Origin of the sequence: Bradyrhizobium lablabi (genome assembly GCF_018131005.1) — a bacterium.
Lineage (GTDB): Bacteria > Pseudomonadota > Alphaproteobacteria > Rhizobiales > Xanthobacteraceae > Bradyrhizobium > Bradyrhizobium lablabi_D.
The window spans coordinates 1-24,571 of the sequence record NZ_JAFCJK010000021.1; the positions used below are offsets into that span (position 1 = coordinate 1).

Below are 24,571 nucleotides of genomic sequence, written 5' to 3' on the forward strand. Positions count from 1 at the left end.
CTGTGGTCCTACCCCCGTGCTTTTTGTTGCACGGGACCCATGGGTGCGATCGGCACCCGGCTTTCCCTGCGCCCTCATTTCTTCATGGGGGTGGAAAGTGACGCAGACCTCGGGCGCACCGCGTCGCGAGAATGCGAGCGCATATCCGATGACACCGCGAACAGGCGGTTGAGATGCGGGTCGAAAGCCGGTCAGCGACCTATGGTGGCAGAAAGCGCTACGCGCCAGCCGGCGCGGGATCGCTGGACAGCGCCGCGAACACCGTGTCCGGCGCATGCGCGATGACGGCAAGCAGTGCGCGGGCCGGCCCACGCGGTGCCCGCTTGCCCTGCTCCCAGTTGCGGATCGTCTCCACCGGCACGCCAAGCTTGGCGGCGAATTCGAGCTGGGTCAGTTGCGCCCGACGCCGCAAGTCACGCACTGCCGGCTGTGACCTCGCAGGCACCGTTTGGGTGGGCAGCGCAGGCACCAGCGGGAACTCCTGCCCGTCGCGCAATTCGACGATCCGTCCGTCCGCTTTGAGTCGCAAGCGCCGCATAATGTGCCCCTGTTGGAGTTACTGCATCATCGCCGCAGCGTGTTAAGGTCCACTTAAAGATAAAAACCCAGCAATTTCAGCCGGAACTGTGCCCGGGCCGGCGAACGAACGGCGGCCGGTCAGCGTCGATATTATCGGCGTTACCGTCGTTCGCCGGTTTGACAGGAGTGGAGGATTTGGCCGATTAATGCGGACGGACACCCATCGGCAGGGACCTGCGCAATGTGGAATGTTTCCGGCGGCCGTTCGAGCTCGAACGGAACTGCGATGTTTGTCGCCATCGCCGTAGCCTCCCTGGCCTCGTCCGCGCTGGCCGTCGAGTGCCCGCGCGCGGACGCGCTCGGAACCTCGCGCGTGCTCGCGGTCGATCCGTCGGCCTACCCCCGCGTCGGGGTGAAGAGCTTTCCCCAGACGCTGCCGCTCGAGGATCACGAGGTCGTCCTGACCTTCGACGACGGGCCGCAGCCGGCAAACGACCGCAAGGTGCTCGCGGCACTGTCGGCCGAGTGCGTGCGCGCCACGTTCTTCATGGTCGGCCGGCCGGCATTGGAGCACCCCGAGCTGGTGCGGAAGATCGCCGACCTCGGCCATACTATCGGCCATCACACCTGGACCCACGCCAATCTCAAGGATCTGCCGCCCGACAAGGCCGAGGCCGAGATCGACAAGGGGATCAGCGCGATCGAGAAGGTGCTGCACGGCAAGGCGAGCGCGACACCGAGTACACCGTTTTTCCGTTTTCCCTACTTCGATTCGACGCCGCAATTGCTCGACAATCTCGAAAAGCGTGGCATCGCGGTCTTCGGCGCCGATTTCTGGGCGAGCGATTGGGACAAGATGACACCGGATCAGCAACTGAAGCTGCTGATCCGCCGGCTCGAAGCGGCACGCAAGGGAATCATTTTGCTGCACGACACAAAGGACCAAACGGCGGCCATGCTGCCGCCTTTCCTGCGATACCTGCGCGAACATCACTATCGCGTGGTTCATCTCGTGCCGGCTGGGCCCAGGACCGCCGCCGCAGGGCGGGGTCTGGACTACGGACCGTTAAGGCGGCATTCATGGCGCCGCACGTAGGGATTCGAGTTCGTTGAAGGTGCGGCCAGATTTCATGAGCGCTAGCAACGTGATCAGTGTGCGGAAAGGGTCGTGGGCCGTGGTTTGTCTGGCGTTGCTGGGTAGCCTTGCCCCGCAAGCCGCGTTTGCGGCCAATTGCCAGGGCCGTTCCGACGCGCTCGGAACCTCGCGCACGCTCGTGGTCGATCCGAGGGAACATCCGCGGATCGGCACAATGCAGTATCCTCAGACCCTGCCACTCGCCGATCACGAGGTGGTGTTGACGTTCGATGATGGCCCGCTGCCGAAATACAGCAACCAGGTGCTGTCCATTCTCGCGAGCGAATGCGTCAAGGCGACCTTCTTCGCCATCGGCCGCCAGGCCAATGCCAACCCCGAAGGCGTGCGCAAGCTCGTCGCCGCCGGACATACCGTCGGCACGCACAGCCAGAATCATCCGCTGACCTTCAACAAGATGTCGGCGGAGAAGGCCAGACAGGAGATTGATGACGGCGTTGCCTCGACGGTGGCGGCGCTGAACGGCGACAAGAGCAAGCTCGCTCCGTTCTTCCGAATTCCCGGATTGCTGCGCGCCGAAATTCCCGAAAACTATGCTGCTTCCCAGGGCATCCAGGTCTGGAGCGCCGATTTCGTGGCCGATGACTGGCGCCACGTCTCGCCGCAGCGGGTCTATGATCTCGCGATCCAGCGGCTTGAGGCCAAGGGCAAGGGCATCCTGTTGCTGCACGACATCCAGGCGCGCACCGTCGCGGCCCTGCCGCGGATCCTGAACGAACTGAAGGCGCGCGGCTATCGCATCGTCCATGTCGTGCCTGCAACGCCGGACCGTCCCGCGACGCCGACCGAGCCGCAGCAATGGTACCTGCATCCACCGACCGAGACGGTGGCGATTACGCGCTGGCCGATCGTGCCGAACTTCGTGTTCACCGAGGCGCGAGCGTTGCCTGCGCCGGTGTTTGCCGACGTGGATTGGCGCGACGCTGACGTGCTCGATAAGGCGCAACGGACCCACGCCCCGCAGCCGCACTTGACCCGCTGGCCGCAGCCGCAACTCGCACAGGTCGCTTCACGCTCGACTTTGCCGAGCCCGGCAGCGAGTGTTTTTACAATTCCCGAAGGGCTCAGCCTGACGCTGCTCGCGACGAGATCAGCAGCCCGCGAACGGCTCGCGCAGCGAAAGCCCGATGCGTCGAGCGCAACCAACCCGGCCGCGTCCCGCTCGCATGCGCTTTCCGCGCGCCAGGCAAGTCACGCCAAGCGAGCCGCACATCAAGTCCCGGGTGCGTCGGTCCACGGCAAAGGCCGCGGTGCCGCCCAACATGCCGCGCAGCCTGGCAAGAGCGGCGGCCCAATGCATCTCGCGAGCTTAAAGAAGAGAACGCCGCGCGCAGACGCGGCCGCTATCGCCAAGCGCCCGCCGGAGTAACATGATCACACTCCGCGGAGTTAACAAATCGCAGCGTGCATACACCTACCGGGCCACTCTGGTGTGGCGATGGCAGTTAAGCCATCGCCACGAGGGCTACGAGCCGTCGTCAGCTCTTCGTCATTAGGCGAGCTGGAAGTCAGTGGTGTGAAGATCGGCTGCCTGCACACCTTCGAATACGATGGTCGCGCCATTCTCGAGATGGAGCGTCGCTCCATCATCAGTGTCTTGGATATGGGAAAGAACATCATTGATGTCCGTCCCGAACCCGGTGAGGCTGACGGAGTCATGGCCCGAATGGAAATCGGTGATATTGTCGAGCTGAACACCTTCGATCATCGAGAAACTGAAGGTGTCACTCCCGGCTCCGCCGGTCAGCACGTCGTCGCCCGAGCCGCCGGTGAGGTGATCATTGCCGTCGTCGCCATTCAGCGTATCGTTGCCGGTATCGCCGAACAAGTAATCAGCGCCGCCAACTCTGCCGACCGTATCACCGTCAATAATATCGTCACCAGTACCACCGTAAAGGTAGTCGCTCCCGACGCCGCCGTTGATCTGATCGTCGCCACCATCGCCGTACACGTAATCATTGCCGTTGCCTGCGCCGGCGTCATCCGCGAGGATAATGTCAGTACCGCTTCCACCGTGGATGATGTCGTCGCCGGCGCCGCCAATGATCGTGTCGTTCCCGGCTTCGCCATCTACCGTGTCGTTGCCGTTCAAAGCGACTATGGTGTCGTCCCCCGCAGTTCCGTTCAGCGCAGGATCCGTGCCGTCTGTGCCCGTGATGATATCGAATGCGTGTTGTTGGATGTCAGCTACTGTCTGTGCATTCATCGTAGTCGTCGTCCTCATGTGTGTTTCAACACAACCGCGTGTTGCAACACCGCCGAGGTTTGCAGTGCCGCGTTACCGAATGACTACAGGCGTTACGATGGATGGCCTTTTCCGTTACGGCTGCAATCCATGGGCTCGGCCAACTACACATCGGCGCGATATGGACTTGAGCGCGATATGAACTTGAGCCGCCAACGCCCACAAAGAAAATAAGCGGGCTTCCAGTTGGTTTGTAACCGTCCGCCGTCGCGGGACCATCGTCGGCGATCGATGGTGCACCGACGACCCACCTCCGTGATGCGTTTTGTCCGGCAAGAGGCTTCGTCACGTGGCGGCAGGCAAACGTTTTGCCCTCGACGAAGGCGTCGACCAGAGCTCCAAATCGGAGTGAGTTGAACCGGGAAGCGTTAATCAATGCAGGCCTCGCTTCGCTCAACACACAACGACTACACAGCTGATTCACCTGCGTTACGGAGGTAGCACAAAATTCCTAGATTTGTCGGAGCAAGCCTCTAAGCTCAAGGTTGTATACGCGCCACTGACGATTGCGGCCGGAGAACTCAAGCTATGAACTCGATGCCGAGGCTCGCGACGCTGGACCAGCGCGAGCGGACCGAAACGGTTCTCAGCCGTATGGTCAGTTGTTGCAAGAAGCAGTTGCTGCTGGTGGGTCTATTCAGTGGCATGGTGAATCTGCTGCAACTCACCGTTTCCCTGTACATGATGCAGATTTTCGACCGCGTGCTAACGACCCGTAACTTCAACACGCTGCTCTATCTCTCACTGATCGCAGGCACCGCCATCCTGCTGCTGGCTATTCTGGAATTTTCGCGTAACCAGATCATGCAGCGAGTGGCGAGCTGGGTGGAACTGAAGGTCGCGCCGGAGGGATTCGCAAGGGCAATCGAGAATGTTCTGTGCGGCCACACCTATCGTATGGAGGCGTTGCGCGACCTTGCCACCTGCCGCGGCTACGTCGGATCGACCGCTGCGCTCGCGTTGTACGATGTGCCCTGGGTGCCGGTGTTTCTTGGCGTCATCTTCATCCTGCATCCGATGCTGGGTCTTGTCGCGACGGGCGGTGCGATTGTTCTTTTCGTTCTTACCCTGCTCAATGAACTGATCACGTCGCGGCTGACGAAGGAAGCGAACATAGCCGCGATCAACTCGCAGCGTCGCGCCGACAGCATCGCGCGCAACGCGGAGGCGATTGACAGCATGGGCATGATGCCGGCGGTCATGGGCCGCTGGCAGGAGTCCGTGACGGAAATGATGATACCGCAGCGGCGCGCAGCGCAGCGAGCATCGGTGCTGTTGGCCATAGCCAAATTCGTGCGGTTAGGCGTGCAGATCGCCGTGCTCGGCGTCGGATGCTATCTGGTGTTGCAGCATGAGCTGACGTCAGGGGTCTCGACTGCGAGCTCTGTCATCATGGGTCGGGCGCTTGCGCCGGTCGAAATGCTGATCGGCGGCTGGAAGCAACTCGTTCAGGTGAGGCAGGCCTTCGCCCGGCTGCAGGCATTCCTGCGGCAGCCGCGCCTGCGTCCGCCCGGGCTTCCGCTACCGCAACCAGTCGGGCGTCTCACGGTGGAACGCGTCACATACGGTTTCCCCAACACCACTTCTGCAATCGTCAAAGGGGTCCAGTTCACCCTCAGCCCCGGCGACAGCCTCGCGGTGATTGGGCCGTCGGCCGCCGGCAAGACCACGCTGATCAAGATGCTGATCGGAACGCTGGCTCCCAGCGCCGGTTCAGTCCGCCTCGACGGCGCTGACGTGCATAAATGGATGCGGGAGGATTTTGGACGATATGTTGGCTACCTCCCGCAGGCCGTCGAGCTGTTTGACGGCACAGTGTTCCGCAATATCGCTCGGATGGGGGAAGCGAATCCGGAACAGGTATACGAGGCAGCACAGCTTGCGGGATGCCACGAGATGATACTGCGGTTGCCGCGGGGCTATGAGACCGAGATCGGCGAGAACGGCCAGCTCCTGTCCGGCGGCCAGCGGCAATTGATCGGCCTGGCGCGCGCCTTGTTCGGCAATCCGAAGTTCATCGTCCTGGACGAGCCCAACAGCAATCTCGATGGCGAATCCGAGAAAAATCTGATTATCGCGCTGGAGAAACTGAAGGCGCTTGAAACCACCGTCATCCTTGTCTCCCATCGTCCGGGATTGGTGCAGCACGTCGATCTGGTGCTGCTGATGCGGGATGGTGCCGTCGAGATGTTCGGACCACGCAGCGAGGTTTTGAATCGCGTTATTGCGCGGGCCGCCCCCGACGATCGCCCGGCCGCTGAAGTCCGCATCGCCAAGGTTGCCGGACCGCCACGACGCGAAAAGAGCCTCGCCGCATCATGACCCAGACCCCCGCCCTCTCGCAGAACATCGCTTTCTCGCAGCTTGAGCAGCCGGTTCCGTTACTGCCGCCGCCATGGATGAATGCGGCGCGTCCGCCGACGTACGGCGTCGTGCTGCTCGGCCTCATCTCAATAGCGATCTTCATCGGCGGCTTCGCGGCCTGGTCATTCTTCGCTCCCCTGGCCGAAGCCGCGATAGCGGAGGGCGTCATCAGCGATGAGGGAAGCCATCGGGTGATCGCCAACCAGGAGGGCGGATCGGTCCAGGAACTGCTGGTGCACAATGGCGAACACGTTCGGGCCGGTCAGGTCCTGATTCGAATGAATGACGCGCAGGCAAGTGCCACCGCCGAGACGGCGAAGGCGCAGCGATGGACGTTGCTTGCGCAACTGGCTCGCCTCGATTCAGAAACCGCGGGCGACGGCAAGATACAGTTTCAGCCGGAGCTGCTGGCCGCCGCCGTCGGGCGGGGTCTCGATGCCGCGCGAGCCGCCGATGCGATGAGCGTGCAGCGCGCGCTTTTCGAGGCGCGTACCGTCGGCCTGAACAGCCAGATCTCCGTGCTGAAGGATCGCATCGACCAGCAGCTTGCCGTCATCAGCTCAGCTGAACAACAGCAACAGGCGACCCAGCAGCAGCTCGGTCTGATACAGCGCGAGGTCGCGGTGAAGCAGACGTTGTTTTCAAAGGGATTGTCGAGGCTGAGTGAGGTGCTGCAACTACAACGCAGCGAGGCTGCGCTGAACGGCACCCTAGGTGATCTTGCCGGGCAGATACAACGCGCGCGCGCCACCATTGCTGAGTCACGTTCGTCCATCAAACAGACTCGGGATCAACGGCTGCAGGACGTATCGGACGACAGGCGTGAGGCTCGTTCCAAGCTGAACGAAACCGAGGACAATTTGCGGGCGGCACAGGATGTCGCCGTAAGGCGGGACCTCGTGGCGCCCGACGACGGTACCATTCTCAACATGCACATTTTCAATGTCGGCGCGGTCGTCAAGCCTGGCGACACGGTGATGGAACTCGTTCCTTCCCACGACCGGCTGGTCGCCGAGGTCAATCTCTCGCCCAATGACATCGACGTGGTGTACCCGGGCCTCGAAGCGCAGGTCCGTCTTCCAGCTTTCAAGCAACGCCTGGTGCCGTTTTTGGGTGGGCGTGTCATCTACGTTGCGTCAGACGTGACCACCGACGAGAAGACCAAGAACGATTACTTCAAGGTGCAGATTCTGCTGGACCGTGAGCAGCTGGACCGGCTGCCCAACATCCATCTCACGCCCGGAATGCCGGTGGAAGCGATGGTGCAGCTCGGGGAACGCAGCTTCTTCCACTACATCACCCAGCCGATCCGCGATAGCTTTCATCGAGCCTTTCGCGAGCAATAAAGCGGCGCATGTGCATCGTCACCGCCTGTCCCGGCCGACCGTAGTCGCAAGCGGAGCCGGTGAGTAGCAGCGCCGCGTGACTACGTCCCGATCGGGGGACGTTGATGTGTTCGACAAAAAGCCAGCCGACCCGCCTTCGCGGTCATCGGTGCCATCGTTACCGCCGCCGAACATCCCTGCCCGATCCCGATTGCCTCAGCTTTGAAGACCTCGCCTCTGAGATCGCAGTCGGAATGGGTCAGCCGGTACAGCTCGCAGGATCAGATCCATTGCACCTTGATCGGACGCCATCGCAAATCGGGGTTGCCGCCGCCGCAAAAGCACGAATGCGCCATCTTCGCACCTCACGAAGGCATCAGGGCGAAAGGCAAAGCAAAATCAAACCCGATTTTGGTGACTGGTGCGCTCGGAGGGACTCGAACCCCCACGATGTTACTCACTGCCACCTCAAGGCAGCGCGTCTACCAATTCCGCCACGAGCGCTTGGGATGCCGGCTGGAACCCCAGTGGGTACCGCCGGATCGACGGCGCCATGTAACAAATCACCGATGCAGGGACAAGGCGGTAAGTGACCGAAATTAACTACCTAACGCCCGGCGATTTCGGCAGCATTTGCTTGACCTCGACCGCAATCCGGTTGCGATCGACCAGCACGACGCCGCTGGCGACTGGGAGGTTGTTGGCGAGAATCTTGACCTCGTCCGCCTCGGTGGCGTCCAGTTCGATGATGGCGCCGCGGGAAAGCCGCATGACCTGGTGGATTGGCATGGTCGTGGTGCCCAGCACCACCATGAGATCGACGCTGACTTTATCGAGGGTGGCCACTTCTGAACCGCCGAACTGGAACTAGATTGTGGTTTCACCTGACCACGTTAGGGTTAGCGAATGGTTAATGATCGCCAAGGCCTTGATTTGACGAGCTTTGCCCGGGCGTCCGCCGGTGGCGAGGTCGAATGGCGGATTTCGGACCGTCCGGTCCCCTACCCCGATTCTCTGGCTGAGATGGACGCCCGCGTGGCCGCGATTGCCGCCGGCAAGGCGCCCGAACTGGTGTGGCTGCTGGAGCACCCCCCGCTCTATACGTCGGGCACCAGCGGCAAGGCCGGCGACCTGCTCGATCCCCGATTTCCGATGTTTCAGACCGGCCGCGGCGGCCAGGTGACCTATCACGGCCCCGGCCAGCGGGTCGCCTATGTGATGCTCGACCTGAAACGGCGCCGACCGGACGTTCGTGCCTATGTCGCTTCGCTCGAGCAATGGATCATCCGAACGCTTTCCGCCTTCAACATCCGTGGCGAGCGCCGCGAGGACCGCGTCGGGGTCTGGGTCAGGCGCCCGGACAAGGGGGCCGGCCACGAGGACAAGATTGCCGCGATCGGCGTGCGGCTGCGCCGCTGGGTCTCGCTTCACGGTATTGCCATCAATGTCGAGCCCGAGCTCACGCACTTCCAGGCAATCGTGCCGTGCGGAGTGGTGGATCCTCGCTACGGCGTGACGTCCCTGGTCGACCTCGGTCTGCCGGTCACGATGGCCGACCTCGACATCGCGCTCCGTCACGCCTTTTCGGAGGTGTTTGGCGGCGCCGACGCGCGCCTGCCAGAAGCGACGGAATAATTATCGGCCTCATGCCGCCTTCCGCGGCGAGACCTCGAGCTTGCCGGCGATATAGCGGCGCTCCTGGGTCAGCCCGCCGAAACCGTAGGCGTCGCCCTTCACTTCGTCGACATGCGCATAGGTTTCATTGTGCAGCGGTCCGAGCAGTTCGCCCATGCGCTCGAACAGCGCCGCGAGATAGGCCGCCTTCTCGTCCTTGGTGTTGGTGCCCTCGCTGACATGGATGTCGAGCCAGTAGCTCGCGCGCTTCTGCTCGGCCAGCGACTTGCCACCTGCGAACCAGTCGGCGGTATCGGCCGATTTTACGATGATCGCGGTGACCTTGGGATCCTTGTGCAGGATTTTTGCCGTGAGCTCCGACACGGCGGCGGCGATGTCGGCCTTCAGCGACGGCGTCTCGCTGGAGGTCGCATAGGTAACGGTGATGAGGGGCATGATCGTTCTCCTGGAATTCCGTTGACGCGATCAAATCGCGCATCTTCCAGCTAGAACTTTCCGAACCATCTTGGTAGCTTATCTATCCCAATAGCAATGATAACTATTGTTGATCATAAGATGGCGACGCTCGATATCGATACCGTGCAAGCCTTCCTCCTCGTCGCCGAGTTGCAGGGATTTACCCGTGCGGCGGAGGCGCTCGGGACGACACAGGCCGCGATCAGCATGAAGCTGCAGCGGCTGGAGACCGTGCTCGGCAAGCGGCTGGTCGAGCGCTCGCCGCGCGCGGTGCGGCTGACCGCCGACGGCGCGGCCTTCCTCCACCACGCCCGCGCGCTGATCGAAGCGCATGACCGCGCGCTATCGGATAAAGCCCCTGCGCGCCAGCAACTCACGCTCGGCATCAGCGACCACGCCGCCGGCCCCGAGTTGGTGCCGCTCCTGGAGCGCCTGCACGCCGTTGCCTCGCAGCTTGCGCTCGCCGTGACGATCGGCTTCTCGCGCGAGATGCTCGACGCCTATGACGGCGGCGAGCTTGATGCCGTGATCGTGCGGCAGGAAGGCAGCCGTCGCGGCGGCGAGAAACTCTCCGAGGACGAATTCGGCTGGTTCGCGACCAGGCGCTTCGTATGGCCGCGCGGCGATGCCCTGCCCCTCGCCACGCTGGCTCCGCCCTGCGGCGTGCGCGCCCTGACTGTTCGCGCGCTCGACAAGGCTGGCATTGCCTGGACCGAGGGTTTTGTCGGCGGGGGCGTCACCGCCGTGATTGCCGCCGCGCTCGCGGGCCTTGCCGTTGCGCCTCTCGCCCGTCGCATCGCGCCTTCGGGACTGATCGATATCGGACCGGCGAACAAACTGCCGAAGCTTGGCTCATCGAAGGTTATTCTACACTCGAAGGTCAGCGATCCCGTCAAGCTTGCGGCGCTGCGGACGCTGGCGGCGACGTTCCGGAGCGTCGCCGGGGCAGCGTGATCCTGCACTCTACAGGATCGCATCGAATGCGCTGCGCAGGGTTTCGTGGCGGAATACAAAACCGTTGCTCAGCGCCTTGTTCGGCAGCACGCGCTGGCCGCCGAGCAGGAGCTCGTCGGCGAAATCGCCGCCGACGGTGCGGAGCAGCGCCGCCGGAACGCGGAAGATCGCGGGCCGATGCAACCGGCGTCCCAATTCTTCGGTGAACTTGGTATTGGTCACTGGGATCGGCGCAGTCGCGTTGATCGGTCCTGCCAACTCGGGCTTTGCGATCACATGCGCGATCAGGCGCACGAGATCGTCGCGTTCGATCCAGGACATCCACTGCTTGCCCGATCCAAGCGGGCCGCCGAGGCCGAATTCGAATGGCGTCAGCATCCGCGTGATGAAGCCGCCGTCGGTGCCGATCACGAGCCCGATCCGCAAACAGGCGACGCGCACGCCGTAATCGCCGGCGGGCCTGGCGGCATTCTCCCAGGCCTCGCAGAGCTCATGGCTGAAGCAGGCGTGGGATTTGGCCGACTCGGTCAGCACCTGATCCTGCCAGAGACCGTACCAGCCGATCGCGGAGCCGTTCACCAGCACGGATGGCTTGCGTTCGAGCCGCGCGATCAGCGCGACGACGTCGGCCGTCATATTGATGCGCGATGCCAGGATCTCCCGGCGCTTGGCGTCGGTCCACAGCCCGTTGCCGATCGGCTCGCCCGCGAGGTTGACGATGACGTCGATCCTGGTGTCCGCGGGCAACTGGTCGAGGCTCGTGATCAGCGTAATCGGTGGCCGCAGCATCTCGGCCTTGGCAGGATTGCGAATTAGCGCGATCACCTGATGACCCGACGCCGTGAGGCTTGCGATCAGTCTGCTGCCGATGAAGCCGGTGGCGCCGGTGACGAGCACGGCCTGCCGCGCCGGCAATTTCTCGACCAGCATTTTCGCAGGCACGCTGATCATCCGACCAAGGCGCGTTGCGGCTGCAAAATCCCGCGCGCCGCACAGCGCCGCGCCGACGGCCGACGCCGCGGCGATAATGCTCAGGGGTCCGGTATAGGCGAGTTCGACCCGGGTCGGCAGCATCGCCCAGCCGATCAGGACCGGCAGCAGCAGGACGAGAATGGCACCGTAGTTGATCGCGAGCAGCGTATGGTTGATGCGTTCGCTCGGCGGCAGTTTCCGGCTTAAATCCTCCTCGACGAAGTCCATCAGCGTGATGACGACCTCGACGACCAGCACCGCGATGATGGCGATCGCGAAAACGCCGTGCACCTCAAGCCAGCCGAGAACGAGGAACAGGAATGCGTAGAGCATGTTGCGCACGCCGTGCAGCTTGAGCTCGTAGCGTTGCGAGGGACGCCAGGCCAGCCGCTCGGTGAATTCGTGGTGATAGAAGGTGTCGAACACGCCCATCGCGATCTGGACCGCGATGAGGATCCAAAGCAGCGGCGTCATGACGAGGCCTCCCTGAACACGGCCGACTGACGGATCAGCCGGCCAAAACGCGGGTGGATAATCTCGAGCGTGAAGCGGAACTCACCACAGCCGAGATCGGCATGGGTCACAGTGAGATTGCCGGGGGTCAGCCATTCTGGCGGCCGAAGCCGAAAGGGGCCAAGCTGCAGCGAATAACTGACGCTGTGAAACACCAAGGCCTCATGCTCGACGGCGATGCGCAGCGCCATGCTGACGCCGAAGCCGACATACTCCTCGAGTCCCGTCGGGCCGGCGAAGCGCTTGGCGGAATGAATGACCTGCGGAAATCCGTTGCGGCGCGCGCAGATGCGGGTCCAGATCTGGCCGCCGCTCGCTGCGTCCTCGGTGACCGTAACGATCATTGGCACGCGCGTCTCGGCGCGTGTCGGGAACGGTCCGCCTATGAGGCGCGCAGCTTGCGCCAGCCACCAGCCGATCCGGCTGAACGAGACTTCGTCGACCTCGCCGACATAGACGACGGTGCTGCCGTCCTCAAAGCGTTTCGAGAACCGTCGCCAGATCGCCAGCGGCAGCCGGCCCCAATCCTCGTCCGAAAGCAATGCGCGAAAGCGATGATCTTCGAGAAGCCTGGTGTCGGAAGCCGGCGATGTCCTTAAGGTTGGTATCCTTGCTGACGCCATCGCACACTCCCGTTGCACCCCCGCCCTATTTGGCTTTGCCGGTGGGCAGGAAACTCACGATCTTCTCGCCAAGCTTGACCAGCGCGACCAGGCGCGACCGCGGTACGGTGAGCATCTGCGCGTACCAGCGGTCGACCAGTTCGGTGAAAGCCAGCATCTCCTTCAGCCGCTTGCTTGCGACCGGGCTGATAGCCGGGTCATCGGCCGCATCGGAGACGCAGGCACGCAGCGCCGCGACCGCGGGATCGATCTCGCGCTCCTTGCGGCCGGCCGCGATCTTCGCTGCGACCTCCCAGATGTCGGTCTCGGCCTCGAAATGGTCGCGGCGATCGCCGAGGATCGGAACGCGGCGGATCAACCCCCACGACAACAGTTCCTTGATCGAATTGGAGACGTTGGAGCGCGCCATGCCGAGCGTGTCGGCGATGTCTTCGGCTGTCATCGGCGTTTCCGCGAGATAGAGCAGCCCGTGAATCTGGCTGACCGAGCGGTTAACCCCCCACTCGTCGCCCATGTCGCCCCAGTGCAGGATGAAGCGCTCGACGACGGCGGGAAGTTTCCTTCTGGCGGTTGCTTCTGTCATAACAGAAATATCAGATAGTTCGGATCAGAAGTCAAGGGCCGACCGCGCCACATGGCTGCGAAGACGATCGTGTCTTCCTGCGGCAACCTGCGGCGTTGGCCTTGCATGCAAGAAGATACAATCTGGCGGCAGCGGCTCCTGTTCGGCTCCGCGACCAGTAGCCTGCCCCGACCAGGAGCCAGTCATGACGGCATCCGACAAGGCGTTCACGGGGTCGATCCCCCAACTCTACGATCGACTGCTGGTGCCGATGATCTTTGCACCTTATGCAAGGGACCTCGCGCAGCGAGTCGATGCCCACCAGCCGCGCGACGTGCTGGAAACGGCGGCGGGCACCGGCGCTGTAACAAGCGCGCTCGCGTCGGTATTGCCGGAAAGCACGCGCATCACGGCGACCGACCTCAATGAACCGATGCTCCTGCAAGCCAAGACACGCCTTTCCAACAAGCCGCAAATCACCTGGCAGCCGGCCGACGCGCTCGCGCTCCCCTTCAGCGAGGCAAGCTTTGACGTCGTCGCCTGCCAGTTCGGCGTGATGTTCTTCCCCGACAGAATCAAGGGCTACGCAGAGGCGCGCCGTGTGCTCAGGCCCGGCGGACGTTTCCTGTTCAACGTCTGGGACAGGATCGAGGAGAACGAATTTGCCGATGTCGTGCACCAGGCGCTGCAGTCGATATTCCCGGACAACCCTCCGCAATTCATGATCCGCACGCCGCATGGTTACCACGATGCGGGACGCATTCGCTCCGACCTCATCGCCGCTGGTTTCAACGAAATTGCGATCGAGACGATCACGCACCGCAGCCGCGCGGCGTCACCGCAGGACCCAGCCGTCGCCTTTTGCCAGGGCACACCGATGCGCAGCGAGATCGAGAGCCGTAGCGCGCCGGACCTCGAGGCCGCGACGAAGGGCGCAGCGGATGCGCTGGCCCGCCGTTTCGGCAGCGGCGCGATCGAAGGCCGCATTCAAGCTTTGATGATTTCGGCCGCCGCGTAAGGCTCACACCGTCGGCAGAACCGAAAACCGCTCTCCTGCCCTGCGCAGGTTCAACAGGTCGGGATAGCCGACATCTGCCCGCATGCCGTCAACCCGCGCCAACGACGGACCGCGCTGACACGCGGCAACCATTGCGGAGACGACATCGTCAGGCCCGGAAAATACGGCCTCGACGCTGCCGTCGCGGCGGTTGCGCACCCAGCCTTCGAGAGCGCGCGACGTCGCCTCGTCCTCGACCCAGGCGCGGTAGCCGACGCCCTGCACACGACCGCGGACAGTGACATGGCGGATGGCGCCACTCACTTCTTCAAACCCAGGAATTCACCGGCGCGCGCCTCGGTCTCCGCCCTGCGCATCACGCGGCCGGTGAGTTCGGGAGACGCTAGTCCCTTGAGACTTTTCGGCGAACCGCCCTCGCGCAACGCCTTCAGCGTCTCGTACACGGCCTGCGTCGCGGCCGCGAACGGCGCGTGGCCCTGCAACGCGATTTTGACGCGCCGGCTTGCAAGAAAGGCTGTATCGTCGAGCTCGCCCTGGGTATTGCCGAGCACGATCGGAAGTGTCGTCACCGCGGCAATCGCGTCGAGCTCCCGGCGCGTCGTCAGTCCGGTGAAGAACAGCGCGTCAACTCCAGTCGTGTCATAGGCTCTGGCACGGGCGAGGCAATCGTCAAAGCCCGACGCCTGCGCGCCGCCGCCGCGCGTGCCAGTTCGGCCCATGATCACCAGCGCCGGATCGCCGCGGCCGTCGAGCGCCGCCTTCATCTTGCCGATTCCTTCTTCCAGCGGAATCAGTTGCGGCCCGGTGACGCCGAAAGCCTGCGGCAGCAAAGTGTCCTCGATCGTCAGCCCGGCGACGCCCGCGGCCTCCAGCTCCTGCACGGTGCGGCGGACGTTGAGCGCGTTCCCATAGCCATGATCGGCATCGACGAGCACGGGCAGATCAGAGGCACGCGACATTCGCCGCACCTGCTCGGCGAGCTCGGTGAGCGTAATCAGCGCGATATCGGGATCGCCGAGCACGGCGAGCGAAGCGACAGAGCCGCCGAACATGCCGAGCTCGAAGCCGAGATCCTCCGCGATCCGGATCGAGGTCGCATCGTAAACCGAGCCCGGACGAATACAGGCCGATCCACTCAGGATCGACCGTAGTGCTTCGCGTCGTTTGCGGAAGGCCATGGCAAAAGACTCCTCAATTCGTCATCGCGAGGGGCGCGGTGGCGAAGCAATCCATAATTTCATCGTCGCGTCATGGATTGGGTCGCTGCGCCCGTGTGACGGGTCTAAGCGAACTCCAGGATCAAGGCGTCGACCGCGAGTGTCGCGCCGGCGGCCGCGTGGATCTTCTTCACGGTGCCGTCGCGCTCGGCGCGCAGAACGTTCTGCATCTTCATCGCTTCGACAACCGCCAGCGTCTCGCCAGCCTTCACCTCCTGCCCCTCCGTCACCGCAATCGAGACCACGAGCCCAGGCATCGGGCACAGCAGCTTTTTGCCGGTGTCGGCCGCCGAATTCACCGGCATCAGCCGCGCCGATGTAGCCTCGGTCTCGGTGAAGACGTAGACCGGAACCTCGAAGCCCTGATGCGCGAGACGGAAGCCGTTGTTGATCGCGCGAACCTGCAGCGCCACGAAGTTGCCGTCGATCGTGCCCTGCCATACCGGCTCGCCCGGCACCCAGCCCGACACGAGGTTGTGCGGATTGCCCGGCAAGCCGTCGCCGCCAACGAAGCGCACCACAATCGAATCGCCCTCACGCGCGACGTCGAGCGCGATCTCCTCGCGGTCCAGCCACACCGCGCGGCGGCGCTCGCGCTGCACCACGCGGCCGCCCAGCTGGCCGGAAATCTGCCGCTTGCGTTCGCCGAGCACATGATCCATGGCGGCGCCGACCGCGGCGAGCCGCCGCGCGATCTCGCCCTCCGGCGGCCGCGACGAAAATCCCTTCGGATATTCTTCCGCGATGAAGCCGGTGGACAGCCGCCCTTCGCGCCAGCGCGGATGGTTCATCAGCGCCGACAGGAATGGAATATTGTGCCTGATGCCGTCGACATAGAAAGCATCGAGCGCAGTGGCCTGCGCCCCGATCGCCGCGGCGCGCGACGGCCCGTGGGTCACGAGCTTGGCGATCATCGGGTCATAGTGGATCGAAATCTCGCCGCCCTCCTGCACGCCGGTGTCATTGCGGATCGTGATGCCATCATGGCTCGCTTCCGCCGGCGGACGATATTTCACCAGTCGTCCGATCGACGGAAGGAAGTTGCGGAACGGATCCTCGGCATAAACGCGCGATTCCACAGCCCAGCCGGTCAGCGTCACGTCCTTCTGCGCGATCGAAAGCTTCTCGCCGGCCGCAACGCGGATCATCTGCTCGACCAGGTCGATGCCGGTGACGAGCTCGGTGACGGGATGCTCGACCTGCAGCCGGGTGTTCATCTCGAGGAAGTAGAAGCTCTTGTCCTGGCCGGCGACGAATTCGACGGTTCCGGCGGAATCGTAGTTCACGGCTTTCGCCAACGCGACCGCCTGTTCGCCCATCTTGCGACGGGTCTGCTCGTCGAGCAGCGGCGACGGTGCTTCCTCGATGACCTTCTGGTTGCGACGCTGGATCGAACATTCGCGCTCGCCGAGATAAATCACGTTGCCGTGCTTGTCGCCGAGCACCTGGATCTCGATATGGCGGGGATCGACGATGAATTTCTCGATGAAAACGCGATCATCGCCGAATGACGATTTTGCCTCCGCCTTCGCGAGGTTGAAGCCTTCGGCGACCTCCGCCTTCGAATGCGCGATGCGCATGCCCTTGCCGCCTCCGCCGGCAGAGGCCTTGATCATCACGGGATAACCGATCTCCTCGGCGATCTGCACCGCATGGCGGTCGTCCTCGATGACGCCGAGATGGCCCGGCACGGTCGTGACCTTGGCTTTGGCGGCCGCCTTCTTGGATTCGATCTTGTCGCCCATCGCGGCGATCGCGCCGGGGTTCGGACCGATGAACACAACGCCCGCGGCCTCCAGCGCACGCGGGAAAGCATCACGCTCGGACAGAAAGCCATAACCGGGATGCACCGCCTGCGCGCCGGTCTTGCGGCAGGCCTCGACGATCTTGTCGATCTGGAGGTAGCTCTCGGCGGCAGCTGGCGGGCCGATCAGCACGGCTTCATCCGCCATCTCGACATGCAGCGCGTCTCGGTCGGCCTCCGAATAGACGGCGACCGTCTCAATCCCCATACGGCGGGCGGTCTTGATGACCCGGCAGGCTATCTCGCCGCGATTGGCGATCAGGATTCGTTTGAACATGCTCTTCTTGCTTGCTCTTTTTCGGGCTTTTCGACTTGGGTAGGATCCTCTCCGCGCAATCTGGCACGGCCGATTGGGCGTAACCAGTCCGTGGTACAGCAAAACGCCTGGGAGGCAACGGTCTAATGCGGCCCGCCCGATCCATCCCGGCGCCACGAGCGGTATTTTCAACCCGAATAGGTTTGAAATCGGCCGCGTGCATGGGCGCGCGCGACTGCCTTCATCAATTCGCCAACCTCATGCTCGAGAAATTCATTTGCAACGATCAATGCGCGGATGGTCGCGCGCATATCACCGCCGCAGGCAGCAATGGCCTGGTCCACCGAAGCTTCGAGCCCGTCTTCATCATCGGATTCGGGCTGTGGGGAAGGCATCGGTCGATTCCGGGATTCCGTCGGGAGGCTCATGTTCCTATTTTGTTCTCTTCAAGTCAATGCTCCCGTCACCAGAATCTCGGGACAGTCCGGGGGCGCCTGCTGTGCTCGCTCATTCACCCAACGGGCGCGGCATAATTTTCAGCAGGACGACAGCTTGTGTTTGGCTTGACCGAAGACGTGCTAGAAGAGCGCCCGCTCGCCAGAACACATTGAAGTGAGATAATGCGCTTACGAGCTTTCCATGTCGCGGCCTTGCTGCTCGCGTGTCTCTCCGTAAACTCAACCCTTGCCGCCAATGCCATCGTTCGTGACGCCGGCACGATCCAGCTCGGCAACATGACCTACCGGCTCGACGGCATCGACGCGCCGGCCCTCGACCAGCTATGCATCGACGAACACGCCGAGGTCTGGACCTGTGGCGTCGAAGCGCGCGATCGGCTGACGAAGTTGATCGCAGGAAAGCAGGTTCACTGCGACGATATCGGCGTCGATCCCACCTACAAGAAGCGCCGTCTCGGGGTCTGCAAGATCGAGGATGATCCGACCAACCTGAGTCAGCTTCTGGTCAGCCAGGGCTATGCCCTGAATCTCGAAGCATCGGCCACCGGCCGCTTCAGGCCCGATGAAGCCGCCGCACGGGACGACCGCCAGGGACTTTGGAAAGGCTGCTTCGTAGCGCCGCGGGAGTTTCGCCTCGGCAAGAAGGACGGCACCCTGCTCGGCGGCTCCTGCCCTCCCGATCGCGACAAGCAGATCCGCGACGCGCTCTTTCCTGACGACCGCATCATGCCCGCCGGCTGCAACATCAAGGGCAAATATGCAGCCCGCGCCCGCATGACGGGAAACATTGGCATTTACCACCTGCAGGCGTGCCGCAGTTACCCCGGCTTAACCAATCCGGACCGCTGGTTCTGCTCGGAAGACGATGCGCAAGCCGCCGGGTTCCGCAGGGCCTATAATTGCCGGGCCGGCGCCAAGGCCAAATGAATCGCAGCAAATCATCGCTGGCAAAAACGCCTCGTCCTGTGTGAGACTGGGCCAAGAGGTCGCCGGCGCGTATGACTCCCCCCGATCCCACCGATGCGCTTCCCGAGGCTGCTGCAGCGGAACGACTGCGGCAGCACCTGGAGGAGATCGCGCGCGAACGCGACCAGGCGCACCGCGCCCTTCTCGACCGCGAAGCCGAGCTGGCACGGATCCAGCGTATCGCGCGGGTCGGTGGGCTCGAGATCGATTTCCGCGACGGCGTCAGAAACCGTCGCTCACCTGAATATCTGCTCGTTCACGGACTGCCGCCCGGCGAAGCAAACGAGACCTACGAGAACTGGATCGCGCGCATCCATCCGGAGGATCGCGAGCGGACGATCGAGCACCTGTTCGAAGTTCTGAAGGGCGGAGGCGAGGATTATTCAGACGAATACCGCATCATCCGGCCAAACGACGGCGAGAGCCGCTGGATCCGCGTCGTCGCCAAGATCGAGCGCGACCGCACCGGCCGCGCGCAGCGACTGGTCGGCGCCGATCTTGACGTCACCGATCAAATGCTCGCGCAGGAGGTCTTGCGCGAGAGCGAGGAGCGCTTCCGCCTGATCGCCGACAGTGCGCCGGTCCCGATCTGGGTGACAAAACTCGACCGCACGCGCTCTTTCGCCAACCAGGCCTATCTCGATTTTATCGGCCTGCCCTTCGAGGAAGCGATTGTGTTCGATTGGCGCAAGGCGCTGCATCCGGATGACCTGCCCCGCATCCTGCAGGAGCAGATCACGGGTGAACTCTCGCTCAAGCCGTTCGTGCTCGAGGCGCGCTACCGGAACGCGGCGGACGACTGGCGCTGGCTGCGCTCGGAGTCGCAGCCGCGATGGGATCCGAACGGCAAGCATATCGGCTTCATTGGCGTTGCTCACGACGTCACCGCGGCCAAGGAAGCTGAGATCGAGCTCAGGAAGCTCAACGAGACGCTGGAGCGGCGGATTTCGGAACGCACGGCGCAGCTCGAATCCAACGAAGCCCAGATGCGCGCGATCCTGGAGACCAGCCATCAGTATCAGGTGTTGCTCAACGAGAAGGGCGAGCTCCTGTATGCCAACAAGACGGCGCTAACCGGCATTCGCGCGGACGTAGCCGACGTCATCGACAAGCCGTTCTGGGATACGCCCTGGTTCAGCGCGACCGAAGGTGCGTCGCAAATGGTGAGAAACGCCTTCACCACGGTGATGCTCGGCGAGGACGTCAAGACGGAGATATTGCTTCGGCTGCCGATCGGTGACCGCAGCTTCGACTTCGAGATGCGGCCGCTGCGTGACCAGCACGGCACCATCATCGGCGCGGTGCCGGAAGCCGTCGATATCACCGAGCGCCGCCGCGGCGAGGAAGCCTTGCGGCAGTCGCAGAAGATGGAAGCGGTCGGACAGCTCACCGGCGGCGTCGCGCACGACTTCAACAATCTCCTGACCATCATCCGTTCCGCGACCGATTTCCTGCGCCGGCGCGAACTGCCCGAAGAGCGTCGCCGCCGCTATATTGACGCGATTGGCGAGACGGTGGAGCGCGCCTCCAAGCTGACCGCCCAGCTGCTGGCGTTCGCGCGCAGGCAGCCGCTCAAGCCCGAGGTGTTCAATGTCGGCGCACAGGTCGAAAGCGTCGCGCGGCTGATCCGTCCGCTGGTCGGCGCCCGCATCTATATCGACGTCAGGATTGACGACCCCGATTGCTTTGCGATCGCCGACATCGGCCAGTTCGAGACCGCGCTGATCAATCTCGCCGTCAACGGCCGCGACGCGATGAGCGGCGAGGGCCATCTCACGATCGCCGTCAGGAAGGTCGGCACCATCCCTCCCCTGCGCGCCCAGACGACGCGCAACGGCGACTTCGTCGCGATCTCGATCGAGGACACCGGCACCGGCATCTCGCCTGAAAATCTCGACGCAATTTTCGAGCCGTTCTTCACGACCAAGGAAGTCGGCAAAGGCACCGGTCTCGGGCTCAGCCAGGCCTTTGGCTTCGCCAAACAGTCCGATGGCGACATCGAGGTGAGAAGCGCCCTCGGACAGGGCGCGACCTTCACCATCTATCTGCCGCAAGCGACGCGACCTGCGAGCGAGAAGGTGGCGACTGCGACCGGCAGCGAGCAGGCCTCGATCGGCCGTGGCTATCGCGTCCTTGTCGTGGAAGACAATGACGATGTCGGCCGCTTCTCCACTGAGCTCCTTGAGGACCTGGGCTATTCGGTCAAGCGAGCGGCCGACGCCAACGCTGCGCTGGAGATCCTGTCGGAGAACGAGTTTTCCGCCGACCTGGTGTTCTCTGACGTGATCATGCCCGGCATGAATGGCGTCGAGCTTGCCGGCATCATCCGCGACCGCTTCCCCGGTCTGCCCGTGGTACTGACCAGCGGCTACAGCAACGTTCTCGCCGAGAACGTCCACAGCGGCTTCGAACTGATCCAGAAGCCCTACTCCGTGGAAGCGCTGTCGCGCACGCTCAGGAAGGCAATTGGCGAGCAAAGGGCGGCGGCCGCCAAGTCCTGATGCAAGTCCTGATGCCAGTGCGGATCATCTCGCGCATCATCGACCGGCACCCTATTCGATCATCACGTGCGCAAGGCCGAGTTGCAGGATGCCCAGCGCCCGCGCTGCCGCGGTCGAGACATCGATGATCCGTCCGCGGACGAACGGGCCGCGGTCGTTGACGCGGCACTGTATCGATCGTCCCCGATAGGAAACCCTCACCATCGTGCCGAACGGCCTGCTGCGATGGGCGCAGGTCATTTCCCCGCTTTTGCCGATGCCGCGATAATAGGACGCAAGGCCGCTCTCCGCGTTTGCCGTGCAAATGGCAAACAGCAGCAGAGCCGCGGACGTTGCTGCGGTTCTCATTGATCAACCTGCCGGTCGCCCCGGTCGACAACACGGTTCCGCAGCCCGGGTTCCCTCCGTTCGACCTTCACCTTGAGAATTTGGAACGCCTTCGCGCGCGGCCGGCCTGTAAAGCAAGCGGAGAACAGACCATGGCACGTTCGCACGATGCCACCGAGCAGATGACCGCCCCGGGTCGTACCGTCGGATAGACCGAGTACGATATGAACATGACGTCCGGCACCGGCCACAGCTCGGATGAGTTGATCAGCCATCCCCCGGCGTTGAAGAGGTCGAGCCCGCCGACATGGGGCGGCGGCCGCTCCTGGTCCTTGATTGACGGAATCCAACATGGTTAACCCACGGCCCGCAAGGCAATGAACGTAATCATGGGCTCGCAGTCTGTGGCGGCTTTTCTTTCTATGGATTCTCTCACACTGTTCGGCTTGTTCGCGGTGACGATGATGCTCGTCTGCTACGCCGCCGAGGATCGAAGTCCCTGGTTCATTCTGGCCTTCGCGATGGCCTGCGCGCTCGGCTCGGCCTACGGCTTCCTGCAGGGCGCTTGGCCATTCGGCCTTGTTGAGGCTGTGTGGGCCGTCGTCGCCGCGCGCCGGTGGTTCGCGCGTCGCAACGCGGCCAGCCTTTGAGTAGCCAACACAGTTTTCATCACAGTTCTCCGTCCGGGCAACCGAGGCCAGGACCGCCCGGCCCACGAGCGACGCCTCGTTTCAGGCGCATACAGGCAAAACTCTGGCTATCATCTCGTCGCGAGGCTGCTGTAACAATTCTGTCATATCGCAAATCTAAACGAGGGCTGCGGGATCAGTCAAAATTGATTATGGGGAATAACAAAATGCGCCGTGCCGTCACACTCTTGTCCGCCAGCATCATTGCGTTGTCAGCGGGCGCCGCATCGGCGCAGAATGCCAAGCCGCGCAACCTCATCCTGTTCGTCCCGGACGGCCTGCGCGGCGGCATCGTGACGCCGGAAACCGCGCCGGCGATGGCCGAAATTCGCGACAAGGGCGTCAACTTCAAAAACTCGCATTCGCTGTTTCCGACCTTCACCATGGCAAACAGTTCGGCATTGTCGACCGGCCACTATCTCGGCGACACCGGCACGTTCTCGAACACAATCTACACCGGCTACACCTCGACGCCGGCCGGCGACACGGTGGTGCCCTTCATCGAAAACGACGCGGTGCTTGCCGATGTCGACGATCACTTCAACGGCGACTACCTCAACGAGGAAACGATCCTGAAGATGGCGCGCGGCCACGGCTTAAGCACCGCGGCGATCGGCAAGGTCGGCCCCACGCTGCTGTTCGACCACACCGATCGCGGCAGGAACACGATCGTGATCGACGACTCCACCGGCGGAAAGACCGGCGTTCCCCTTTCCGACGAAATGAAGGAGGCTCTCACCAAGGCGAACCTGCCGCTGGTCACGCCCGGCCGCGGCGACAACGCCAAGGCGGGCGACGCCAAGACACCTGGCACGACGAGCGCGAATGTGGCGCAGCAGGCCTACATGGCGGATGTCGCGACCAAGGTGGTGCTGCCGATGTTCAAGGCGCGCAACAAACCGTTCGTTTTGGTGTTCTGGTCGCGTGATCCCGATGGCAGCCAGCACAATACAGGCGACAGCCTCAACACCATCACGCCCGGCATCAACGGCCCGACCTCGATGGCCGGCATCAGGAATGCCGACAACAATCTGGCGCAAATCCGCAAGGCGCTCGACGAGCTCGGGCTTGCCGCCGACACCAACATCATCGTCTCCTCCGACCACGGCTTCTCGACGATTTCGAAGGAGAGCAAGACGAGCCCTTCGGCAAAGATTTCCTATGACGACACACCGAAGGACTTCCTGCCGATGGGCTTTTTGGCGATCGATCTCGCCAAGGCGTTGAACCTGCCGCTCTACGACCCCAACGACAAGAACGCGCGCGTCGCCGACGACGCCCATCCCAAGGCCGGCAACGGCGTGCTCGGACAGGATCCGGCCAAGCCCGACGTCGTGGTCGCGACGAACGGCGGCTCCGACCTGATCTATCTGCCGGGCAGGGACAAGAAGCTGGCCGACCGCGTCGTCAAGGCGCTGCTCGAGCAGGACTATGTCAGCGGGCTCTTCGTCGACGATAAGCTTGGCCGCTTCCGCGGCACGCTCCCGATGTCGGCCCTCAATCTGAAGGGCAAGGCGCTGACGCCGAACCCGTCGATCGTGGTCAACTTCCGCTCCTGGTCGAGCGGCTGCGAGATCGCGACCAACTGCTCGGTGCAGATCGCCGACACCGTGTTGCGGCAAGGCCAGGGCATGCATGGCAGCTTCAGCCGCGGCGACACCTTCAACTTCACCGCGGCGATCGGACCCGACTTCAAGTCCGGCTATGTCGATCCGCTTCCCGTCAGCAACGCCGACGTCGGAATGACCGCCGCGCAGCTCCTCGGTTTGCGCAGCCCGGGCAATGGCGGTCTGATGGGCCGCGTGATGTCGGAAGCGCTCCCGAACGGTATCGTGCCGAAGATGGCCGAGGGTACTATGACCTCCAAGCCGGCCGCAGGCGGCCTGCGCACCGTGATCAAGTTCCAGCGCGTGCTCTCGACTCGCTATTTCGACGTCGCGGGATTTCCCGGGCGCACGCTCGGACTGGACGCTAGCGACGCCAAACAGAAAACGGCGGGGAAATAACCCCGCCG

At 63.2% G+C, this 24,571-nt stretch carries 23 protein-coding genes, 1 tRNA gene and 1 pseudogene; 11 read left to right on the forward strand and 14 right to left on the reverse strand.

The window, feature by feature from the left end; translation table 11 throughout:
- Window positions 1–217: 217 nt before the first annotated feature.
- Complete coding sequence (locus JQ553_RS33140; RefSeq protein ID WP_212504286.1) at window positions 218–538, reverse strand: DNA-binding transcriptional regulator; 321 nt, start codon at window positions 536–538, stop codon at window positions 218–220.
- A gap of 222 nt (window positions 539–760) precedes the next feature.
- On the opposite strand from JQ553_RS33140, the gene JQ553_RS33145 reads away from it, so the two are divergent.
- Together JQ553_RS33145 and JQ553_RS33150 are read left to right on the forward strand one after the other, a co-directional pair.
- A complete protein-coding gene (locus JQ553_RS33145; RefSeq protein ID WP_409363114.1) occupies window positions 761–1,615 on the forward strand; it encodes a polysaccharide deacetylase family protein in 855 nt (284 codons plus the stop codon).
- Window positions 1,616–1,649: 34 nt separating this feature from the next.
- Window positions 1,650–3,041 (forward strand): polysaccharide deacetylase family protein, encoded by a 1,392-nt coding sequence (locus JQ553_RS33150; protein WP_212504287.1) that lies wholly within the window; start codon window positions 1,650–1,652, stop codon window positions 3,039–3,041.
- A 123-nt stretch (window positions 3,042–3,164) separates the two neighbouring features.
- Here JQ553_RS33150 and JQ553_RS35025 read toward each other — a convergent pair whose 3' ends face one another.
- A complete protein-coding gene (locus JQ553_RS35025) occupies window positions 3,165–3,878 on the reverse strand; it encodes a calcium-binding protein (RefSeq protein WP_283817320.1) in 714 nt (237 codons plus the stop codon).
- A 567-nt stretch (window positions 3,879–4,445) separates the two neighbouring features.
- On the opposite strand from JQ553_RS35025, the gene JQ553_RS33160 reads away from it, so the two are divergent.
- Window positions 4,446–6,239, forward strand: a complete 1,794-nt coding sequence (locus tag JQ553_RS33160) for a type I secretion system permease/ATPase (RefSeq protein WP_212504288.1) — start codon at window positions 4,446–4,448, stop codon at window positions 6,237–6,239.
- The gene (locus JQ553_RS33165) at window positions 6,236–7,627 is read left to right on the forward strand and encodes an HlyD family type I secretion periplasmic adaptor subunit (protein ID WP_212504289.1); all 1,392 of its coding nucleotides are present in this window, start codon (window positions 6,236–6,238) and stop codon (window positions 7,625–7,627) included. The genes JQ553_RS33160 and JQ553_RS33165 overlap by 4 nt, the downstream gene beginning before the upstream one ends.
- 398 nt (window positions 7,628–8,025) lie before the next feature.
- Here the strand turns inward: JQ553_RS33165 and JQ553_RS33170 are convergent.
- Both JQ553_RS33170 and JQ553_RS33175 read right to left on the reverse strand, forming a co-directional pair.
- Window positions 8,026–8,110 (reverse strand) — tRNA-Leu (locus JQ553_RS33170).
- A 99-nt stretch (window positions 8,111–8,209) separates the two neighbouring features.
- Window positions 8,210–8,452: a FliM/FliN family flagellar motor switch protein gene (locus JQ553_RS33175; RefSeq protein WP_212504290.1), complete on the reverse strand. Its 243-nt coding sequence runs from the start codon at window positions 8,450–8,452 to the stop codon at window positions 8,210–8,212.
- A gap of 60 nt (window positions 8,453–8,512) precedes the next feature.
- Between JQ553_RS33175 and lipB the strand changes: the two genes are divergently transcribed.
- The gene (lipB, locus tag JQ553_RS33180; RefSeq protein WP_212504291.1) at window positions 8,513–9,241 is read left to right on the forward strand and encodes a lipoyl(octanoyl) transferase LipB; all 729 of its coding nucleotides are present in this window, start codon (window positions 8,513–8,515) and stop codon (window positions 9,239–9,241) included.
- Between the two features lie 9 nt (window positions 9,242–9,250).
- On the opposite strand, the gene JQ553_RS33185 is transcribed toward lipB, so the two are convergent.
- Complete coding sequence (locus JQ553_RS33185) at window positions 9,251–9,676, reverse strand: 4-oxalocrotonate tautomerase family protein (protein WP_212504292.1); 426 nt, start codon at window positions 9,674–9,676, stop codon at window positions 9,251–9,253.
- A 120-nt stretch (window positions 9,677–9,796) separates the two neighbouring features.
- Here JQ553_RS33185 and JQ553_RS33190 point away from each other — a divergent pair, with 120 nt between their 5' ends.
- Complete coding sequence (locus tag JQ553_RS33190) at window positions 9,797–10,651, forward strand: LysR family transcriptional regulator (protein WP_212504293.1); 855 nt, start codon at window positions 9,797–9,799, stop codon at window positions 10,649–10,651.
- A gap of 9 nt (window positions 10,652–10,660) precedes the next feature.
- Here JQ553_RS33190 and JQ553_RS33195 read toward each other — a convergent pair whose 3' ends face one another.
- Genes JQ553_RS33195 through JQ553_RS33205 form a run of 3 tightly spaced genes read right to left on the reverse strand, consistent with a single transcriptional unit; the run spans window position 10,661 to window position 13,342 of the window.
- The gene (locus tag JQ553_RS33195; RefSeq protein ID WP_212504294.1) at window positions 10,661–12,097 is read right to left on the reverse strand and encodes a TIGR01777 family oxidoreductase; all 1,437 of its coding nucleotides are present in this window, start codon (window positions 12,095–12,097) and stop codon (window positions 10,661–10,663) included.
- Window positions 12,094–12,759: a DUF4166 domain-containing protein gene (locus JQ553_RS33200; RefSeq protein WP_212504295.1), complete on the reverse strand. Its 666-nt coding sequence runs from the start codon at window positions 12,757–12,759 to the stop codon at window positions 12,094–12,096. Before JQ553_RS33200 ends, JQ553_RS33195 begins: the two co-directional genes overlap by 4 nt.
- A 25-nt stretch (window positions 12,760–12,784) precedes the next feature.
- Entirely contained in the window at window positions 12,785–13,342 is a 558-nt protein-coding gene (locus tag JQ553_RS33205; RefSeq protein ID WP_212504296.1) for a GbsR/MarR family transcriptional regulator, read from the reverse strand.
- Window positions 13,343–13,526: 184 nt separating this feature from the next.
- On the opposite strand from JQ553_RS33205, the gene JQ553_RS33210 reads away from it, so the two are divergent.
- Window positions 13,527–14,339, forward strand: a complete 813-nt coding sequence (locus tag JQ553_RS33210; protein ID WP_212504297.1) for a class I SAM-dependent methyltransferase — start codon at window positions 13,527–13,529, stop codon at window positions 14,337–14,339.
- A 3-nt stretch (window positions 14,340–14,342) separates the two neighbouring features.
- Here the strand turns inward: JQ553_RS33210 and JQ553_RS33215 are convergent, their stop codons facing one another.
- The 4 genes from JQ553_RS33215 to JQ553_RS33230 all read right to left on the reverse strand — a co-directional run bounded on the left by JQ553_RS33215 (window position 14,343) and on the right by JQ553_RS33230 (window position 18,011).
- Complete coding sequence (locus JQ553_RS33215) at window positions 14,343–14,642, reverse strand: acylphosphatase (RefSeq protein WP_212504298.1); 300 nt, start codon at window positions 14,640–14,642, stop codon at window positions 14,343–14,345.
- Window positions 14,639–15,517, reverse strand: a complete 879-nt coding sequence (locus tag JQ553_RS33220; protein WP_212504299.1) for an oxaloacetate decarboxylase — start codon at window positions 15,515–15,517, stop codon at window positions 14,639–14,641. Before JQ553_RS33220 ends, JQ553_RS33215 begins: the two co-directional genes overlap by 4 nt.
- A 104-nt stretch (window positions 15,518–15,621) precedes the next feature.
- Window positions 15,622–17,637, reverse strand: coding sequence for an acetyl/propionyl/methylcrotonyl-CoA carboxylase subunit alpha (locus JQ553_RS33225; protein WP_212504300.1), 2,016 nt, complete (start codon window positions 17,635–17,637; stop codon window positions 15,622–15,624).
- Window positions 17,638–17,804: 167 nt separating this feature from the next.
- A complete protein-coding gene (locus JQ553_RS33230) occupies window positions 17,805–18,011 on the reverse strand; it encodes a hypothetical protein (RefSeq protein ID WP_212504332.1) in 207 nt (68 codons plus the stop codon).
- Window positions 18,012–18,236: 225 nt separating this feature from the next.
- On the opposite strand from JQ553_RS33230, the gene JQ553_RS33235 reads away from it, so the two are divergent.
- Both JQ553_RS33235 and JQ553_RS33240 read left to right on the forward strand, forming a co-directional pair.
- Window positions 18,237–19,001 (forward strand): thermonuclease family protein, encoded by a 765-nt coding sequence (locus tag JQ553_RS33235; protein ID WP_212504301.1) that lies wholly within the window; start codon window positions 18,237–18,239, stop codon window positions 18,999–19,001.
- A 71-nt stretch (window positions 19,002–19,072) separates the two neighbouring features.
- The gene (locus JQ553_RS33240; RefSeq protein ID WP_212504302.1) at window positions 19,073–21,541 is read left to right on the forward strand and encodes a PAS domain-containing protein; all 2,469 of its coding nucleotides are present in this window, start codon (window positions 19,073–19,075) and stop codon (window positions 21,539–21,541) included.
- A 51-nt stretch (window positions 21,542–21,592) separates the two neighbouring features.
- Here the strand turns inward: JQ553_RS33240 and JQ553_RS33245 are convergent, their stop codons facing one another.
- Complete coding sequence (locus JQ553_RS33245) at window positions 21,593–21,889, reverse strand: septal ring lytic transglycosylase RlpA family protein (protein ID WP_212504303.1); 297 nt, start codon at window positions 21,887–21,889, stop codon at window positions 21,593–21,595.
- Between the two features lie 140 nt (window positions 21,890–22,029).
- Window positions 22,030–22,110, reverse strand: a pseudogene (locus JQ553_RS34745) (DNA-binding protein); the annotation flags it as partial.
- Between the two features lie 180 nt (window positions 22,111–22,290).
- Here JQ553_RS34745 and JQ553_RS33250 point away from each other — a divergent pair.
- Window positions 22,291–22,518: a hypothetical protein gene (locus JQ553_RS33250; protein WP_212504304.1), complete on the forward strand. Its 228-nt coding sequence runs from the start codon at window positions 22,291–22,293 to the stop codon at window positions 22,516–22,518.
- A gap of 206 nt (window positions 22,519–22,724) precedes the next feature.
- Window positions 22,725–24,563 carry an alkaline phosphatase family protein gene (locus JQ553_RS33255; protein WP_212504305.1) on the forward strand — a complete coding sequence of 613 codons (1,839 nt, stop codon included), beginning with the start codon at window positions 22,725–22,727 and terminating at the stop codon, window positions 24,561–24,563.
- Window positions 24,564–24,571 lie beyond the last annotated feature (8 nt).